The following is a 14,042-nucleotide window of genomic DNA, read 5'->3' on the forward strand; positions in this document are numbered from 1 at the left end:
CCCGTCCTCCCGACCTCTCAGATGAGGTCAGTTCTTTGACAATGGCCAGGGCCGAGAGGCAGTGTGGCGATGAATAGGTGCGCACTTCCCTTCTCCCCTTGTGGGAGAAGGTGTCGAGGCGAAGCCGAGACGGATGAGGGGTGTTCCAGCTAGACAATACCCCTCATCCGCCTTCACTTCGTTCAGGCACCTTCTCCCACAAGGGGAGAAGGGAGGGAGCGCGCAGTCCCCGCCGCCGGCGAATGAGCTTAAAGGCGATGCGGAAGCCCCCGGAAGCGAAAGCGGGCGTGGCAACGAATAGGTGTGTGAGAAAAACCCCCTCACCAGTCGCTGAGCTTGGTCTCTCCGGCCACATATTCCTGGCCTTCGATGTCCTTCACCACGGCCTGGCCGCAGCGCATGATCTTTTCCTTCTTGTCATAGGCATAGGTCGGCGAACCGTAGAGGTGCCAGCCCTTGTTCAGCGCCGCCGTCACCTTGTGGCAGAAAGTGGCGTCGTCGATGGCGGTAAGGAAACGGTAGAGTCTCATGTCTTTTCCCTGATGGAAATGGATAGGGACGTTGCTGCGGCAATCATGCGCCGATGCCGGCGGCTTTCGCCAGCAGTTTTTCGGCCTGCGCCAGATGCAGCCGCTCGATCATCCTGCCGCCCAGCACGACCACGCCCTTGCCGGCGTTTTCAGGCAAGGCGAATGTTTCGGCAATCGCCTTGGCTTCCGCCAGCGCCGCAGCCGAGGGCGAAAAGGCCGCGTTGGCCGCCTCGATCTGCGCCGGATGGATGACCGTCTTGCCGTCAAAGCCCATGGCGGCTGCTTCCGCGCATTCGCGGGCGAAACCGACGGCATCGCTGAAATGGTTGAACACGCCGTCGACGACGTCGATGCCGCCGGCCCGGGCCGCCAGCACGATCTGCATCAGCCAAGGCACCAGATAGCGGCGGTCCGGTGTGGCCTGGATGCCGGTCTCCTTGACCAGATCGTTCGTTCCGGCAACGAAACAACTCAACCGCGAAGCTGGATCGCGGCCAAGCTCGGCGATAGCGCCGATGTTCATCAGCGCCTTCGGCGTTTCGACCATCGCCCACAGCTTGACCTCGTCCGGCGCGAAGGCATCGTCGAGGACATCGCCGGCTTCAAGGACATCGCGGGCTGTATCGACCTTGGGCAGCAGGATGGCGTCCGGTTCGCAGGCGGCAGCGGCGGCAAGGTCGTCGGCTCCCCACTGGCCGTTCAAAGCATTGATGCGCACCACCATTTCGCAGCGCCGCTTCGGTCGGTTGGCCATGATGCCGGCAAGCTTTTCGCGCGCCGCCACCTTCTCCGAAGGAAGCACCGCATCCTCCAGGTCGATGATCACGGCATCGCAGGCGAGCGTTGCAATCTTGGCCAGCGCCTTGTCGTTCGAGGCGGGAACGTAAAGAACGGAACGGCGCGGGCGGATCGGGTTCTGGGGCATCTGGTCTTCTTGCCCGGCAAAGCTGGCCCTTGCAAGAGCTTGCAGCAAAGTGGCGAAAGCTGTTTCATCAGTGGCACAAACGGGTCCAGCGGCATGGCGAACTACGACATCGTGATCATCGGCGGCGCAATCGTCGGTGCCTCGCTGGCCTATTATCTTCGCGACGAGGGTTTTTCAGGCTCCATCGCGCTGGTCGAGCGCGACCCGCAGTTCACCCATTCGGCGACGACGCTTTCAGCGGCGTCCATCCGCCAGCAATTCTCGATCCCGCAAAACATCCGCCTGTCGCAGTTCACGCTAAAGCTGTTCCGGCGACTGAAGGAAGAGTTCGGCCCCGACGCCGAGATCGACTTCCACGAAGGCGGCTATCTCATCCTCGCCAGCGAAACCGGCCTGCCCGTGCTCAAGGCCAATCACGATGCGCAGGTCGCCGAAGGCGCCGACATCGTGCTGGAGGATACAGGCGCTCTGACGCGCCGCTTTTTCTGGTTGTCGGGCGAAGGCATCAGCGGCGGCGCTTATGGCCTGAGCGGCGAAGGCTGGTTCGACGCCCATGCCTATCTGCACCTGTTCCGCAAGGCGCTGCGCAGCAGGAAGGTGGATTTCATCACCGCCTCCGTCACCGCGATTTCCCGGCAAGGCAACCGCGTAACCGGCGTGACGCTCGACAATGGCGAAACGCTCGAGGCAGGCATCGTCGTCAACGCGGCCGGGCCGAACGCCGGCAAGGTCGCGACAATGGCCGCACTTGAATTGCCGGTCGAGCCGCGCAAGCGCAACGTCTTCGTTTTCGAAGCGCGCGACCGTTTCGCCGACATGCCGTTGATTGTCGATCCGAGCGGCATCTGGTGGCGGCCGGAAGGCTCCGTCTACATCACCGGCGGGGCCGAATCGGAAGACGGCGAACAGGCTGCCGATCCGACCGATTTCGAGCCGGAATGGGGTCTGTTCGAAAACGAGATCTGGCCGGTGCTGGCCACCCGCGTCCCGGCCTTCGAGGCGATCAAGATGACGCGCGCCTGGGCCGGTCACTACGACTACAACACGCTCGACCAGAACGCCGTGATCGGTCCGCATCCGGAAGTCGGCAACTTCATTTTCGCCAACGGCTTTTCCGGCCACGGCCTGCAGCAGGCGCCGGCTGTCGGCAAGGCGCTGGCGGAACTGATCGTGCATGGCGGCTATCGCACGGTCGATTGCTCGGCCTTTGCCTATCAGCGGGTCGCGGAAGGCCGGGCGTTCCGGGAGCTCAACGTAATCTAGAGGGCCGGGTAATCCAGAGGGCTGGAAGCACTATCCCGCAGCCGTTTCGATGCGTTCCATATCGTCATCGGAGAGGCCGAAATGATGGCCGATCTCGTGGATGAGAACGTGGTTGACGATATCGCCCAACGCTTCCTCGTTCTCCGCCCAGTAGTCGAGGATGGCGCGCCGGTAGAGCGTAACGCGGTTCGGACCTTCACCGGTCGCCGGGTTCCAGCGTTCGGCGATGCCACGGCCCTCGAACAGGCCAAGCAGGTCGAACGGCGTCTCCAGCGAAAGGTCGTCCATGATCTCGTCGGTCGGGAACTCCGCGATCTGGATGACGATCTCGCCGGTCAGCTTGCGAAATTCCTCGGGCAGGTGCGCATAGGCCTCCAGCGCCAGCAACTCCAGCTCTTCGATGGAAGGCGAAAGTTCGCCATGCCAGTTGCGGGTCTTGTAGATGCGGGCCATTCTGTATCCTTTGCCCGGCGCATATAGGCTTTTGCGCGCCACTCGGCAAACGGCAAGCTCGTCCACGGACGCAGCCCTCTCGCCACAAGAGGAATAAATTCCGCTTCAGCCTGCTTGACTCTTACACCAAGCTCTGGAATCCATAAGAACATAACAGGAACAATTGCTCTGGAAATCGATCGTCATGACGACAGGCGTCATGGCGCGGGAGACCATTTTTTCCCTGCGCCGCCAGATAGCGAGGATTGAAGGAATGCTGCCGGAACGCTTCGACGCTCCGGCCGGCGCGCCTTCTACCGCATCTGGCACCGGCGACCGGATTCTTGTACGGCGCGGTGGCTCGGCGAGAAGCGAAGCCCTGCTGGCCACTGGTGTAGAGAGCCTTGATGACACATTGGGCGGCGGGTTTTTGAAAGCCGCGCTGACCGAAATCCACGGCCCTGAAACACGCGACACCGGCGCCGTATCAGGCTTCGCGATGGCGCTTTTAGGCAGGTTGGGCGATTGCCAACAGGCTGCTGGCCCGGCGATATGGATCGGCACCGCGCAAGCATGGCAGGAGGGCGGCTTTCCCTACTCCAGGGGCTTGCAATGTCTGTTCGGCATGGCTCCGCAAAGCCTCCTCTTTTGCGAGGTGCCCAAGCTAGCCGATGCCCTTTGGGTGGCGGAGGAAGCGGCGCGGCTCACCGCGCTTTCGGCGGTGGTGCTGGAAATCCGCGGCAATCCACAGCGCCTCGACCTCACTGCAAGCCGCAGACTGCACGCCCGGGCGCAGCAAGCCGCAAAGCCGGTTCTCTTGCTGCGCCAGGCAGCATTGGCGGAACCGACGGCCGCGCCCATCCGACTGGTTGTCGAGCCGGCGGCTTCGGCACCGCGCAGCACGCTTGATGGCCCTCTCGACGGATCGATCGGCCTGCCTGCCTTTGCGGTTTCGGTGAGCAAGAGCCGCACGGGCCGTTGGGGAAAATTCATATTGGAGTGGAACTTCGATGAACGCTCATTCAACGAAAGACACGGCAACGAAAGACACGGCGACGAAAACCATGACGCTGTTGGAAGGCGGCATGGTGAAAGGGCAGAGAATCCTGTCCCTGTGGTTTCCCTACCTCGCCGCGGAGCGAATATGGCGACAGCGCCTGGGCCGCATCTGGCGGTCTCGGCCACCGGTCTCGCGCCCGCCGCTGGTGCTCAGCCATCGCCAGCAGAACGCACAACGCATCGCCGCACTCGACGAGCAGGCTGAGGCGCTTGGACTGAAGCGCGGCATGGGGCTGGCCGACGCGCGTGCCATGCATCCGGCGATCGATGTGGTCGAGGCCGATCCTCAAGCCGATCACAGCCTGCTTGAAGGGCTGGCCGACTGGTGCGACCGTTATACGCCGCTGGTGTCGCTGGACGGCGAGGACGGCCTGTTTCTCGACATCACCGGCTGCGCGCATCTGTTCGGCGGCGAGCGTGCGATGCTGGACGATATGTCCGCGCGCTTCTTCCAGCAAGGTTTTGACGTTCGCGCCGGCATCGCCTCGACAGCCGGCACGGCCTGGGCGGCAGCACGCTTTGCAAGCGGACGCATCGTTAGCCCCAGTGACGAGGCGACCTTGCTAGCCCCGTTGCCGTTATCTGCCCTGCGCATCGAGCCTGCAATCCGCACCAGCCTGGAGAGCGTCGGCCTATGGACAGTCGGGGCGGTCATGGGTCTGCAGCGCGCGCCATTGATGCGCCGCTTCGGCTCGAAGCTTCTCCTGCATCTCGACAGGGCGCTGGGACGCCTGGAAGAGCCGGTATCGCCACGAATGCCGGTCCCGGCCCTCTCCGCCGAGCGCCATCTCGCCGAGCCGATCATGCTGGCCGAGGACATAGAACTGTTGGTGAAAGCTCTCGCCGCAACCTTGCAAGCCGATCTGGAGAGGCGAGGCGAAGGTGCGCGTGAGCTCGAGCTTTTGCTGTTCAGGGTGGACGGCGCGGTAACGCGGTTGAGGATGCGCACATCGCAACCGGTTCGGGAACCGCAACTGGTCCACAAGCTGTTCCACGAAAGGCTGATCGCGGTCGGTGACGGCTTTGACGCTGGTTACGGTTTCGACCTTGTGCGACTGTGCGTCCTGACAAGTGCCGCATATGAAACCAGCCAGATCGACCTTGCCGGGGAGATGCCGGACGAGGCTGCGAGCATTGCCCTGTTCACGGACCGGATCAACGCCAGGCTCGGACAAGGCACCATTCTGCAAGCCGCCAACGTGGCGAGCCACAGTCCCGAGCGTGCGGTGGCAATGGTCCCTTTCGAAGCGTCCGGAAAGTCCGCGGCCGGGTTGCGTGGCGGCGCAACGCCCCCCGTTCCTTCGTTGCAGCGTCCCATACGTCTTTTCCGGTCCCCCGAGCCGATTGACGTGCCGGCCACCGAAATGCCGGAAGGTCCACCACGGCAGTTCCGTTGGCGGCGCGCGCTGCACAAGGTCGTTCGCGCCGAAGGGCCGGAACGGATCGCTTCGGAGTGGTGGTTGAAGGAAGCACCGACGCGCGATTACTTCCGCATCGAGGATGTCGACGGCCGCCGCTACTGGCTCTACCGCCAGGGTCTCTACGATGGCATGGAGCCTGCGCCGCGCTGGTTCATGCATGGGATCTTCGCATGAACGCACGCGCCGCCCCTGCCTATGTCGAGTTCGGTGTCCAATCGAACTTCTCATTCCTGCGCGGCGCGTCTCGCCCGGAGGAACTGGTACTGGCGTCCTGCCTTCTCGGCCATGCCGGCATGGGTCTGGCCGACCGCAATACCGTTGCCGGGGTGGTGCGCGCATGGAGCCAGTCAAAGCATATAAAGCTGTCGCCCGACACAGATGAAATCGAATACCCGTATCATCCGGGCTGCAGGCTGGTGTTTGCCGACGGCACTCCCGACATTCTCGCTTATCCGCGGGATCGCAAGGGATGGGGGCACCTGTGCCGCATGCTGACCCAGGCCAATCTGCGCGAGGAAACCGAAAAAGGCGCCACCCTTCTTCGTCTCGACGACCTGCTGGAATGGGGTGAGGACATGTCACTGGCCATCCTGCCGAAACTGGTCGCGCCGACGGACGATCTTGCCTTGCTGCATCAGCTGAAGGCCCGCTTCGGCAAGGCACTTCGGCTGGCCGTCGCACCCGACTATCGAGGAAATGATCGCTTCCGTATCGAGCAGGCGGCCGCCGTCGCCGGGGCTGCCAAACTGCCGTTGATGGCCACGAACGACGTGCTTTACCACGCGCCGGAGCGTCGCCCGCTGCAGGACGTGATCACCGCAATCCGGCTGAACACGCCCGTCGCGGAGGCCGGATTGGCGCTTGAAGCCAATGCCGAGCGCCATCTGAAGCTGCCGGGAGAAATGGCGAGGCTTTTCCGCCGGCACCCGCAGGCGCTGGCCGAAACGCTGCGCTTTGCCGGAGAACTGTCCTTTTCGCTGGCTCAACTTCAATACAATTACCCCGACGAGCCAACGCAATCAGGCCTCGGGCCACAGGAAGAATTGGAGAGACTGGCATGGGAAGGTGCGGCCAGGCGCTTTCCAACGGGAACCGAAGCCGACGTACAAAAACGCATCCGGGAGGAACTGGCCCTCATCAAGCGGCTGAATTACGCGCGCTATTTCCTGACCGTTCACGACATCGTCCAGTTTGCGCGCAGCAAGGACATCCTCTGCCAGGGCCGCGGCTCCGCCGCCAACTCGGTCGTCTGCTACTGCATCGGCATTACAGAGGTGGGGCCAAAAGAAATCAATTCCCTGTTCGAGCGCTTCATTTCCGAGGAAAGAAATGAACCACCGGACATCGACGTCGATTTCGAGCATGAACGGCGTGAAGAAGTCATGCAGTACATCTATTCGAAATACAGCGCCAAGCGCACTGCGCTGGCCGCCGCCGTCGTCAGCTATCGGGGACGCTCGGCGCTTCGCGAAGTGGCCAAGGCGATGGGCCTGTCGGAAGATGTGCGCAGCGCCTTGTCCGGGTCCATCTGGGGCTGGTATTCCGCCACGCTCGGCGAAAGGGAAACCAAGGCGGGCGGCCTTGACCAGGCCGAGCCGTTGACCAGGCATGTCCTCACCCATGCCAACCAGATCATGGGTTTTCCCCGCCATCTGTCCCAGCATGTCGGTGGCTTCGTCATCACCAGAGACCGGCTCGACGAGATCGTGCCCATCGTCAAGACGGCGATGGACGAACGCAAGATGGTTGAATGGGACAAGGATGATCTGGATGCCGTGAAGATCCTGAAAGTGGATGTTCTGGCGCTCGGCATGCTCTCCTGCCTGAAGCGCGCCTTCCAACTCCTGAAACAACACTATGATGCCAGGGACGAAAAGAACGGACGTCCCATTATCGATCTCGATACGATTCCCAAGGAGGATGTCCGGGTCTACGACATGATCTGCCGTGCCGACACGCTTGGCGTGTTCCAGATCGAATCCCGGGCCCAGATGTCGATGCTGCCTCGCCTCAAACCGAGAGAATTCTACGATCTCGTCATCGAGGTCGCCATCGTTCGCCCCGGCCCGATCCAGGGCGACATGGTGCATCCCTATCTGCGGCGGCGCGAAGGGAAGGAGAAAGTCGAGTACCCAAAACCCGAACTCGAACAAATCCTTGGCAAGACAAAAGGTGTGCCGCTTTTCCAGGAGCAGGCGATGCGGCTTGCCGTGGTTGCCGGCGGCTTCAAGCCGGGCGAAGCCGACGAGCTGCGCCGCGCAATGGCGACATTCAAGCGCAATGGTACGATAGATAAATACAGAACCCGGATGATCAGCGGGATGGTGGCGCGCGGCTACGAGCAGGAGTTTGCCGAGCGCTGTTTCAAGCAGATCGAAGGCTTCGGCGATTACGGTTTTCCCGAAAGCCATGCTGCTTCCTTCGCGCTGCTGGTCTATGCCTCCTGCTGGTTCAAGACCTTCTATCCGGATGTGTTCTGCGCCGCGATCCTGAATTCGCAGCCCATGGGTTTCTACCAGCCGGCCCAGCTCGTGCGCGATGCAAGCGACCATGGCGTCGAGATCCGCGAGGTCGATATCAATTTCTCCACCTGGGATTGCCTGCTTGAAAAAGCTTCGTTCGACCCTGGGCGCATTCTCAAGCGCCATGCTGAAATGCGTGGGGCTATTCGCACCTGCCATGCCGTCCGCCTCGGCTTCCGGCAGATCAAAGGCCTTTCGCTGGATCGCATGGAAATCTTTTGCGCGAGGCGTGGCGAAGGGTATCAATCGGTGCGCGATGTCTGGCTGCGTTCAGGCCTTGATGTCGATGAGATCGAGAAGCTGGCCGAGGCGGATGCCTTCCGCTCCATTGGCCTCGACCGCCGGTCGGCACTTTGGGCGGTGCGGGCGTTGGATCGCAAAAGCGCGGCCGAAAAGCTGCCGCTGTTCGATCGGCCGACTGTGAACCTGCCCGACCTGGAGCCCAAGGCGACCTTGCCCGAAATGCCTTTGGGCCAGCATGTCATCCATGACTACCGGTCCCTCGGCCTGTCGTTGAAGGCTCATCCGGTCGCCTTCGTGCGCAAGCAACTGAACGAGGCAGGCGTCACGCCGAACGCTGTCCTGACATCTGTTCCCGATGGCCGGCGCATTTCAGTTGCCGGGCTTGTTTTGGTGCGCCAGAGGCCGGGCAAGGGCAACGCCATTTTCCTGACGCTGGAGGATGAGGACGCCGTCGCCAACGTCATCATCTGGCCACGCATATTCGACCGCTTTCGGCCCGTCATTATGGGCTCGCGCTTCGTGCGAGTCACCGGCAAGCTACAATCGGAATCGAACGTGATCCATATCGTAGCCGACCGGATCGATGACCTCTCGCCTTGGCTGGCGACGCTTTTGGAAGAGAACCGGGCAAGGCCGGTTCCTTCAAGGGCCGGCCTGCCCTGGAAGAAGCGGCAGGATGAGCCGGAGCACAACGGTTCGTCTCACCGGGATCATGAGGCAATGGCCCGCAAGGCGCGAAACGTCATGCCGAAAGGGCGCAACTTCCAATGATGTTCAAGGCTGTTTTTTCTCGATCGAAACCGAACGCGCCTCCGAAGGCAGCATGATCGGAATACCGTCCCTGACCGGATAGGCAAGCTGGGCCAGCCTGGACACAAGTTCGCTGCGCTCCGCATCCCAGCTCAACGGTCCCTTGGTCAGCGGGCAGGCAAGCAGTTCCAGAAGCTTGGGATCGACCTGCGATTTGCGCTCGCTACGTTCCGCCATGCGATCCTCCAGCCTACTGCAAGCTCGATCCGAATTCATCGTTGTCGCGCGCCAGCGCCATCTCGGTGATGGCAATCAGCGTCTCGGCCCGTGTCTTCAGATCCGCAGCCTCAAGCAGTGCCTGTTTTTCGGCAGGCCCGTAGGGCGCCATCATCGACAGCGCATTGACCAAAATCGCGTCGCCGGCGCGGCTGACGCTTTCCCAGTCGGCCTCGAGATCATTGGCCTGGAGATAGGCGCGAAAGGCCTTGAGCAGCGCGGGGCGATCCACCTCGCTTGCCGCCCGGTCCTCGTCGAGGTCGGTGAGGAAGGGCGTGACCCGGCACTGCCGAAACGGCGTCTTCACGGCAAGCTCGTGCACGACCCTGAAGCGGCACACGCCCTGCAGCGCGATCAGATAGCGGCCATCGCCACTTTCGCTGAATGAAGTGAGCCGTCCGAAACATCCGACGCTGCACAGTTCCGGCGTTGCATCGTCGCGAAGCGCGCCGTCAAGGCTGGGTTGGATAAGGCCTATCAGCCGGTCGGAAGCGACGGCATGGTCGATCATCTGCAGATAGCGCGGCTCGAAGATGTTAAGCGGCAGCCTGCCACCCGGCAGCAGCAGCGCACCTTCAAGGGGAAACACGGGAACCGAATGCGGCAAGTCCGCTTCGCTCCGATAACGTGCGTTTCCCACTTGCATGTCGTGTCTCCGCTGCGCGCCACCGCCGACGCCTTGTCAATTGGCGCATATCAAGATGCGTCAAGGCCGGCGCGTCCTTGCGCCACCAGCAAATCACCAGATGAGACGAAAATTCAATCCCGTCTCGATATTGCCCGAACAGAGCCAGCCTTAAGAAAAAAGCACCGACGACAATTTTCGCCGTGCCGACAAGGTCGCCTCATCGGCCATGCCCCAGGCTTCAAAAAACTGCAGCAATTGCGCACGCGCTCCGTCGTCATTCCAGGTTCGGTCGGCCTTGACGATGGCGAGCAGGCTATCGGCCGCCTTGTCGCGTTCACCCTTCGCGTTCTGGATCATGGCGAGGTCGAACCGCGCTTGATGATCCTTCGGATTCTGCTCCAGCTTACGCTCGAGTTCCGCCGGATTGCCGAGATTGGCAGCCTGCGCCGCCAATGCCATTTTTGCCCGCAAGGCGGCAAGTTCGGGGGCGTCGCGCTTGTCTTCCGGAGCACGTTCCAGAACGGCATCTGCGCCCACGGTATCGCCGGCGTCAAAAAGCAGATCGCCCAGCGCGGCAATGGCTTCGACCGTATCGGGCGCCTGCTGGAGCACGGCGTCATAGATGTCGGCTGCGGTTTGCAGGTCGCCCGCACCGCGCGCTTCCGCGGCTGCGGCAAGCGCATCGGCTATCGCTGCCTTGCCGTCGTCTGCCTTGCCGCCGACTTTCTCGATAAAATCCCGGATCTGGCTTTCGGGGATCGCGCCCATGAACCCGTCTACCGGCTGGCCGTCCTTGAAGGCGATGATCGCGGGGATCGACTGGATGCCGAGTTGACCAGCAATGGATGGATGCTCATCAATGTTCATCTTGACGAGCTTGACCTTGCCGCCGGCAGCTTCGACCGCCTTTTCAAGAAGTGGGGTCAGTTGCTTGCAGGGGCCGCACCACGGTGCCCAGAAGTCCACCAGAACAGGCTGCTTGCGCGATTCCTGGATCACGTCGGCGGCAAAGCCCGCCGTGGTCGTATCCTTGACCAACTGCACGGCTCCGGTTGGTTGAACTGCGCCGGGCTCGCCGCCGCCAGTCCCGTATTGAACCGTGGTCGCATATTGGCCTGCGCCACCGAACGGATTGCTGTCGCTCATTTTTTCATCCTGTCGGTCAAACCACGCGGACGGATCGAAGCGCCGGTGGGAAGTTTTTCGGTACCCAATGTGGCGATCAAGCCGAGACTTTCAAGATAACAGGATCGTGCCCGGTTGCCTTGATGAAATTCACCAGATCCTCGGCTGCAATCGATGTTGTCGCTTCATTGGTCAATGGGTGCGCATTGATGACGGCGTTCTTCATCAGGGCCTCGTCCAGCACCACCTTGACCTTGCATTCCACGTCATTGAGAAGTCCGAACACCGTTACGGCGCCCGGAACGACGCCGAGCAGTTCCATCAGCTTCTCAGGCTTGCCGAAGGAAACGCGGCTGGCGGCGCCGATCAGGTGGTGGATCTGCTTGAGGTCGACGTCAGCCTCCTCGCCTACGGTGACGAGAAAAAAGTTATCCTTCTTGTCCTTCAGGAACAGGTTCTTTGTGTGGCCGCCGGCTATCTCGCCGCGCAGCGCCTGCGACTCGGCCACGGTAAAAAGGGCGGGATGGCGCTTGGTGGTGACGGCGACGCCAAGTTGCGCCAGAAAGGCAAGCAGATCGGATTCGGTCTTCGGCATGGCGAGCCTTTCCTGAGAACGCTGAACGCCGTTTACGGCCAAGCCGCACTGCAAGACAAGATGCGATCTGCGCCACTAGGCGGCGGCGGTTGTAAATCCATAGGATGGTTCGAAATTCATCCATTCTGGCTAGAAAGGCGTCGATTTCCCTGTTGCAATCGCCGTGCGCTTCGGCCATATAGGCGCGGCTTGCGGCTCAAGGCCGTGCGAGCGGGTGTAGCTCAGGGGTAGAGCACAACCTTGCCAAGGTTGGGGTCGAGCGTTCGAATCGCTTCACCCGCTCCAATATTTCAAGCATCGAAAAGCCGCGGAACTCCGCGGCTTTTTCGCTTTTCAGGCGGTTAAATCACGGGACTCGGAAGTGGCTCAGAGGGTTCGGGTTACACGCGGGTCACCAATTCGACGGCAATCTGGCTGCGGGCTCACGCCATGCGCGAGACAGGTTGCCTAGAAGTCGTTCAGGTCCGCCTCGGCAATGCCCACCATCTCATCGGTGATTTGCAGGGTTTGAGCCGATTCGCCCGGCCACGTCAGACCCATGCAATCAAAGAACTGTTTTAGCAGCACCCGATCGAAGTGGCCGTTCCACGTCCCCATCATCTCCGCCGCAGCCTGAGGCGTGAAGCCCTTCTTGTAGGGCCTGATCGACGTCAAGGCATCGAAGACATCGCAAATCGCGACAATCCTTGCCGCAGCACTGATTTCACCGTCCTTCAAGCCATCCGGATAACCGGACCCGTCCAGTTTTTCGTGATGGTGAAGGCACATTTTCCCAACAACTTCCGGCAGGCCCTTCGTCCTCGCCAGCATCGCATATCCCTCGCGCGGATGGGTCTGCATGACAATCATCTCGTCAGCCGTAAGCCTGTCGGTCTTGGTCAGGATGTCGGTCGGGATGCGGATTTTTCCAATGTCGTGCAAAAGACCACCGACCGACAATATCCGGACCAGATTGCCGTCGAGCTTCAAATGTCGCGCGAACAGGCCGACAAGGGCACAGACCGCTACTGAATGTTGAAAAGTGATCTCGTCCTTTGTTCTGAGCCTGGTCAGGCTCAGAACGCTTGCCGGGCGTGTGTACATGAGCTGGTCGACGACATCGACAACCGTCTCCACTTGCTGCCGGTCAATGCTCAGTGACGAGGCTGCCTTGGTGAAGATCGAGCGGACCATTCCGGTCGGCTTCGCGAACAAGTCGCCAACGTTGGCGGGCATTGGGGTCACATCGGGTCTTGGTAGTACGGACGTCGAACCGGTCGGTCCTATGCCCTTTGACAGGTCGATGATGAGCGTCGTGACCGAACTTTCGCGAAGCGCCTTCAGCTCAGCCGGGCTGGAAAGCTTGAACTGGGTGGCTGCAAACGGGCTGCGCAGCCATTGCTTGCCGAACCCATGGACAAACATGCCGAGACGGGCCTCATCCTTATCGATCTGAAGAAGCTTCGAATTCGTCATGCACCCCACTACCGCGTCGCCACTTCACGTTACGGCATGTTCGTAAACTTTCCTTGCCCTATCGCGCAGGCAGCAAGATCGTCCCGCAACCATCGACTGTGAATAGATTCCGGCCAGTACTCGCCTTGTAGCCCGCCGATTCCCTCATCTTTGCAAAATTTTTCTCTCCATTTTGTCCACGCCTTCCCGGCCTGCCGCATAATCCTTGCACCGTTCTCACGGGAAGCCTGGCTGCGCACCGGGCGTCAGGCGAGGGCGGCGGCGCCGGATCGGTCGCGCTACGGTAGCGCGGCTGGGAGATGATCCCCCAGGTCCGGGCCTTGATCGGGGCTTTCGGCGAAAAGTGCTGCCCCCGGTAAGGCAAGAACGCCGGCGGACGCAGGACACCGCGCCGTAAAATAAATTCCAAAGGCGCGGTTCCTGCGTCTGCTTCCCGATCCGTTCGCGGCGGGGAGAGACTTCCGCATGCCTGCAACATCCAACCCGAAAGGACCAGACATGACGGAGAGACAAGACACTATCCCGCAGGGCTTCAAGCGGCTTTGCATGTCCGCACTGAGCCTCGCGCTCGAAGCCGACGGCGCACCCCAACGCTGCCCGAGACGGGCCTGCCGCTTTTCGGGCCATTGCCATCTGCCGATGGGCGACGACGGCCCCGGCGCTTGCGGCGGCGGCCCGATCCCCGGCCACGTCGCCGCCGAAGCAGCGCTCATGCTGGCCTTCAGGCTGGAGGAGTGAGGTGCGGAGCGCAGCGCTGCCCGCGAAGGAAATCAGGTGGAGAGTCCTCAGCTTGGCGCAATGCGAAGGCGACCCAGGCG

13 protein-coding genes and 1 tRNA gene are annotated in these 14,042 nt (G+C 61.6%); 6 read left to right on the forward strand and 8 right to left on the reverse strand.

The features are described from left to right. Nucleotides 1-320: 320 nt before the first annotated feature. Together ACODTY_RS00005 and ACODTY_RS00010 are read right to left on the reverse strand one after the other, a co-directional pair. Nucleotides 321-530, reverse strand: a complete 210-nt coding sequence (locus ACODTY_RS00005) for a DUF1737 domain-containing protein (protein ID WP_488992246.1) — start codon at nucleotides 528-530, stop codon at nucleotides 321-323. 43 nt (nucleotides 531-573) lie between these two features. Continuing rightward, the gene (locus ACODTY_RS00010) at nucleotides 574-1,455 is read right to left on the reverse strand and encodes an HpcH/HpaI aldolase/citrate lyase family protein (RefSeq protein ID WP_488992247.1); all 882 of its coding nucleotides are present in this window, start codon (nucleotides 1,453-1,455) and stop codon (nucleotides 574-576) included. 93 nt (nucleotides 1,456-1,548) lie between these two features. On the opposite strand from ACODTY_RS00010, the gene ACODTY_RS00015 reads away from it, so the two are divergent. After that, complete coding sequence (locus ACODTY_RS00015) at nucleotides 1,549-2,718, forward strand: NAD(P)/FAD-dependent oxidoreductase (RefSeq protein ID WP_488992248.1); 1,170 nt, start codon at nucleotides 1,549-1,551, stop codon at nucleotides 2,716-2,718. A gap of 30 nt (nucleotides 2,719-2,748) precedes the next feature. On the opposite strand, the gene ACODTY_RS00020 is transcribed toward ACODTY_RS00015, so the two are convergent. Continuing rightward, complete coding sequence (locus ACODTY_RS00020; RefSeq protein WP_488992249.1) at nucleotides 2,749-3,171, reverse strand: metallopeptidase family protein; 423 nt, start codon at nucleotides 3,169-3,171, stop codon at nucleotides 2,749-2,751. A 184-nt stretch (nucleotides 3,172-3,355) separates the two neighbouring features. On the opposite strand from ACODTY_RS00020, the gene ACODTY_RS00025 reads away from it, so the two are divergent. Genes ACODTY_RS00025 through ACODTY_RS00035 form a run of 3 tightly spaced genes read left to right on the forward strand, consistent with a single transcriptional unit; the run spans nucleotide 3,356 to nucleotide 9,166 of the window. Beyond that, nucleotides 3,356-4,414 carry an ImuA family protein gene (locus ACODTY_RS00025; RefSeq protein WP_488992250.1) on the forward strand — a complete coding sequence of 353 codons (1,059 nt, stop codon included), beginning with the start codon at nucleotides 3,356-3,358 and terminating at the stop codon, nucleotides 4,412-4,414. Next, nucleotides 4,356-5,804, forward strand: coding sequence for a Y-family DNA polymerase (locus tag ACODTY_RS00030; protein WP_488992251.1), 1,449 nt, complete (start codon nucleotides 4,356-4,358; stop codon nucleotides 5,802-5,804). Before ACODTY_RS00025 ends, ACODTY_RS00030 begins: the two co-directional genes overlap by 59 nt. Continuing rightward, nucleotides 5,801-9,166, forward strand: a complete 3,366-nt coding sequence (locus tag ACODTY_RS00035; RefSeq protein ID WP_488992252.1) for an error-prone DNA polymerase — start codon at nucleotides 5,801-5,803, stop codon at nucleotides 9,164-9,166. Before ACODTY_RS00030 ends, ACODTY_RS00035 begins: the two co-directional genes overlap by 4 nt. Nucleotides 9,167-9,169: 3 nt before the next feature. Here the strand turns inward: ACODTY_RS00035 and ACODTY_RS00040 are convergent, their stop codons facing one another. The 4 genes from ACODTY_RS00040 to ACODTY_RS00055 all read right to left on the reverse strand — a co-directional run bounded on the left by ACODTY_RS00040 (nucleotide 9,170) and on the right by ACODTY_RS00055 (nucleotide 11,769). Continuing rightward, a complete protein-coding gene (locus tag ACODTY_RS00040) occupies nucleotides 9,170-9,382 on the reverse strand; it encodes a Trm112 family protein (protein ID WP_488992253.1) in 213 nt (70 codons plus the stop codon). Between the two features lie 13 nt (nucleotides 9,383-9,395). Continuing rightward, nucleotides 9,396-10,067 carry an LON peptidase substrate-binding domain-containing protein gene (locus ACODTY_RS00045; RefSeq protein ID WP_488992254.1) on the reverse strand — a complete coding sequence of 224 codons (672 nt, stop codon included), beginning with the start codon at nucleotides 10,065-10,067 and terminating at the stop codon, nucleotides 9,396-9,398. 150 nt (nucleotides 10,068-10,217) lie between these two features. Continuing rightward, nucleotides 10,218-11,195, reverse strand: a complete 978-nt coding sequence (trxA, locus tag ACODTY_RS00050) for a thioredoxin (protein ID WP_488992255.1) — start codon at nucleotides 11,193-11,195, stop codon at nucleotides 10,218-10,220. A gap of 76 nt (nucleotides 11,196-11,271) precedes the next feature. Further along, nucleotides 11,272-11,769, reverse strand: coding sequence for a prolyl-tRNA synthetase associated domain-containing protein (locus ACODTY_RS00055; protein ID WP_488992256.1), 498 nt, complete (start codon nucleotides 11,767-11,769; stop codon nucleotides 11,272-11,274). A gap of 210 nt (nucleotides 11,770-11,979) precedes the next feature. On the opposite strand from ACODTY_RS00055, the gene ACODTY_RS00060 reads away from it, so the two are divergent. After that, nucleotides 11,980-12,054: transfer RNA gene (locus ACODTY_RS00060), tRNA-Gly, on the forward strand. A 162-nt stretch (nucleotides 12,055-12,216) separates the two neighbouring features. Here the strand turns inward: ACODTY_RS00060 and ACODTY_RS00065 are convergent. Beyond that, a complete protein-coding gene (locus ACODTY_RS00065; protein ID WP_488992257.1) occupies nucleotides 12,217-13,224 on the reverse strand; it encodes a cyclic di-GMP phosphodiesterase in 1,008 nt (335 codons plus the stop codon). Between the two features lie 498 nt (nucleotides 13,225-13,722). Here ACODTY_RS00065 and ACODTY_RS00070 point away from each other — a divergent pair, with 498 nt between their 5' ends. Further along, nucleotides 13,723-13,962: a hypothetical protein gene (locus ACODTY_RS00070; RefSeq protein WP_488992258.1), complete on the forward strand. Its 240-nt coding sequence runs from the start codon at nucleotides 13,723-13,725 to the stop codon at nucleotides 13,960-13,962. The last annotated feature ends 80 nt before the right edge of the window (nucleotides 13,963-14,042 follow it).

The organism is Mesorhizobium sp. FG116 (assembly GCF_057809835.1).

Excerpts from the sequence above, each read along its gene's own strand:
- ACODTY_RS00005 (WP_488992246.1), bottom strand. The coding sequence starts at position 530 with ATGAGACTCTACCGTTTCCTTACCGCCATCGACGACGCCACTTTCTGC.
- ACODTY_RS00010 (WP_488992247.1), bottom strand. The coding sequence starts at position 1,455 with ATGCCCCAGAACCCGATCCGCCCGCGCCGTTCCGTTCTTTACGTTCCC.
- ACODTY_RS00015 (WP_488992248.1), top strand. The coding sequence starts at position 1,549 with ATGGCGAACTACGACATCGTGATCATCGGCGGCGCAATCGTCGGTGCC.
- ACODTY_RS00020 (WP_488992249.1), bottom strand. The coding sequence starts at position 3,171 with ATGGCCCGCATCTACAAGACCCGCAACTGGCATGGCGAACTTTCGCCT.
- ACODTY_RS00025 (WP_488992250.1), top strand. The coding sequence starts at position 3,356 with ATGACGACAGGCGTCATGGCGCGGGAGACCATTTTTTCCCTGCGCCGC.
- ACODTY_RS00035 (WP_488992252.1), top strand. The coding sequence starts at position 5,801 with ATGAACGCACGCGCCGCCCCTGCCTATGTCGAGTTCGGTGTCCAATCG.
- ACODTY_RS00040 (WP_488992253.1), bottom strand. The coding sequence starts at position 9,382 with ATGGCGGAACGTAGCGAGCGCAAATCGCAGGTCGATCCCAAGCTTCTG.
- ACODTY_RS00045 (WP_488992254.1), bottom strand. The coding sequence starts at position 10,067 with ATGCAAGTGGGAAACGCACGTTATCGGAGCGAAGCGGACTTGCCGCAT.
- trxA (WP_488992255.1), bottom strand. The coding sequence starts at position 11,195 with ATGAGCGACAGCAATCCGTTCGGTGGCGCAGGCCAATATGCGACCACG.
- ACODTY_RS00055 (WP_488992256.1), bottom strand. The coding sequence starts at position 11,769 with ATGCCGAAGACCGAATCCGATCTGCTTGCCTTTCTGGCGCAACTTGGC.
- ACODTY_RS00065 (WP_488992257.1), bottom strand. The coding sequence starts at position 13,224 with ATGACGAATTCGAAGCTTCTTCAGATCGATAAGGATGAGGCCCGTCTC.
- ACODTY_RS00070 (WP_488992258.1), top strand. The coding sequence starts at position 13,723 with ATGACGGAGAGACAAGACACTATCCCGCAGGGCTTCAAGCGGCTTTGC.